The following is a 2,484-nucleotide window of genomic DNA, read 5'->3' as shown; positions in this document are numbered from 1 at the left end:
GAGATCGGTCGGTTGATTGACCGATCTCAAAGCAACGGACCGAAGTCGTTCTCGTCTACCGGCCGAAGATCCGCCCGAGCAGACCCTCGCGCTTCTGGTCAGCGGGGCGGGTCAGGCGGGTGACCTCGATGAGCCCAAGACCGCGCAGGCCGAGCAGCCGGTTCGCGGTCGAGATCGACTCGGTGAGGGCCGGCGGACGGGCCGGGTCGGGGACGAGGCCGGCGGCCTTGAGCGTGTCCGGCACCGTCCCGGCATCGAGCCGCTCGCTCCAGCCTGCCGGGTCGAGGTTCAGGAACTCCACCCCCGGCCGGTCGAGCCCGTCGAGACCCGGTTCCGCCGGGCTCGCCCCGCGCACCTCCTCGGGCCGCTCCACCTCGCGCCGTGGCTCCGTCGGGCTCGCCGCCCGCCCGACGAGCAGTGCCGCCAAGCTCTCCGCCCGGTACACCGCCCCGGCGCGCATCTCGTGGTCGAGCAGCAGGATCTGCCCGACGTGCCCGTTCGCACCCGGTGCGAGATCTGCCGCGTAGACGTTCCCGGCGCCGTCGGTCCCCACGGGGAACCAGAGCGGCGAGCCGATCACCGGCTGCACCCTGCCCGACGGATCCTCGGGCGCGAACGTGCCGATGTCGGCGGTCCAGGTACCGAAGCGTGCGGCGGGCAGGAACGCCTCCCGGAGCAGGCTGCCGACCAGCGGCACTATCTCGAACCCGCCGAACTGGTCCTCCTCGGGCGTGAGCCTCAGGTCGCCCGAACCCGCTGACGCGTACAGCGCGCGCACCTCGTCGGGCAGGTGCGATCCCGCGGGCAGGTTCGCTTCGGCGGCGGCCAGCTCGTCGGGTGACGCGCCGACGGCGTCGGGCATCCGCTCGGCGATCACGCGCGCCACGGCATCCGGCTCGGCCGACGGCGCGACGGTGGCGTCCGACGGCGGCACTATCGTCGCGAGGTACTGCGCCGGGAGCGCCCCCGGCTCCAGCACGACCTCGAGGATCGGCGTGCTCGGCCCCGACACGACGGCCGGGGGCAGCGCGACGAGCTCTACGACATCTCCGTCGGGGCGACCGGCGGCCACTACCCGCACGACCTGCTCGGCGTCCGGCGTGAGCTCGGCGAGGGCGCGCAGTGCGTCGTCGAGGTCTGCCTTCGGACCGCGGTCGCCGGTCCGGGCTGCCTCGCGCGCGAGCTTGCGGTGATGGGCGCGGCGGAGCTCGGCGTCGCCGTCGTCCAGATAGGTGCCCTGCCACGCGCCGCGGCCGACGGTCCCGACGAACTCGCTCACGTCGGTCCCGGGCGGAGCGGAGCGACGCAGCGCGTCGACGAACGGTTCCCAGGTCTGCCAGTCGGTGAGGCTCACCCACCACATGATGCCGTCTTGCTGCTGGGCACGTCGGCCTGACGTTCCGTAGACTTCCAGCCATGGCCGAGGTACGGGTCTTCGCAGGTACCGGGGGTCAGCGCTTCGCTCGCGAGATGTGCGCTGATCTCGATGTCGCGCTGAGCCCCGTCAACATCCAGCGCTTCGCCAACGACTGCCTCCAGGTCCAGCTCCTGGAGAACTGTCGCGAGCGCGACGTCTACCTGGTGCAGCCCGTGGCGCGCCCCACGCAGGAGAACCTGATGGAGCTCCTGCTGATGATCGACGCCGCCAAGGGCGCGTCGGCCGGCCGGATCACCGCCGTCATCCCGCACTTCGCGTACGCACGCTCGGACAAGAAGGACGCTCCGCGTATCTCGGTCGGCGGCCGCCTCGTCGCGGACCTGCTGGAGACGGCAGGCGTGAACCGCATCCTCACGATGACGCTGCACGCACCGCAGGTGCAGGCGTTCTTCCGGGTGCCGACCGATCAGCTCAACGCGCTCCGCGAGCTCGCGGCGCACTTCCTGCCGAGCGACCTCTCCAAGGCCACGGTGGTCTCCCCCGACCTCGGCAACGCGAAGAGCGCGTCGGCGTTCGCCAAGATGCTGGGTATCCCGGTCGCGGCGGCCGCGAAGGAACGCTTCGACGGCGACCGGGTCGAGATCACGTCCCTGATCGGCGACGTCACCGGCCGCGACATCATCGTGCTCGACGACGAGATCGCCAACGGGTCCACGATCATCGCCATCCTGGACCTGCTCCGCGAGCACGGCGCGCGCAGCGTGCGCATCGCCTGCACGCACGGGATCTTCGCCAACGACGCCGTCCACCGCATCGCTGCCGACCCCGACGTGGTCGAGATCGTCACCACCAACACGGTGCCGTCGACCGGGCTGCTCGCGCACGACAAGCTGACGGTGATCAGCGTCGCGCCGGCGTTCGCCGAAGCGGTGCGCCGCATCCACAGCGGCGAGTCGGTCAGCGCCCTCTTCGACCCGACCCACGTCTAGCCCGCGTTACCCCGCACCCGCGTAGTCGCGTCGGCACGAACGAGGTCGGGGTGCGGCAACATCTCGGCGCCGCCGTCAAACCGTAGCGGAGGGCCCCCTGGGGCCCGTGAGCGAGGC

Annotated in this window: 2 protein-coding genes; one reads left to right on the top strand and one right to left on the bottom strand. The window is 71.7% G+C overall.

What is annotated here, in order from left to right:
• Positions 1-55 precede the first annotated feature (55 nt).
• Complete coding sequence (locus ACFWE2_RS25200; RefSeq protein WP_377226946.1) at positions 56-1,354, bottom strand: SMI1/KNR4 family protein; 1,299 nt, start codon at positions 1,352-1,354, stop codon at positions 56-58.
• A gap of 62 nt (positions 1,355-1,416) precedes the next feature.
• Between ACFWE2_RS25200 and ACFWE2_RS25195 the strand changes: the two genes are divergently transcribed.
• Positions 1,417-2,367 (top strand): ribose-phosphate diphosphokinase, encoded by a 951-nt coding sequence (locus tag ACFWE2_RS25195; protein WP_377226945.1) that lies wholly within the window; start codon positions 1,417-1,419, stop codon positions 2,365-2,367.
• Positions 2,368-2,484: the final 117 nt, after the last annotated feature.

Source organism: Promicromonospora sp. NPDC060271, from assembly GCF_042726755.1.
Classification (GTDB): Bacteria; Actinomycetota; Actinomycetes; order Actinomycetales; family Cellulomonadaceae; genus Promicromonospora.
Note: the sequence above shows the minus strand (reverse complement) of the source record. Positions and strands in the feature narration are given on the sequence as shown.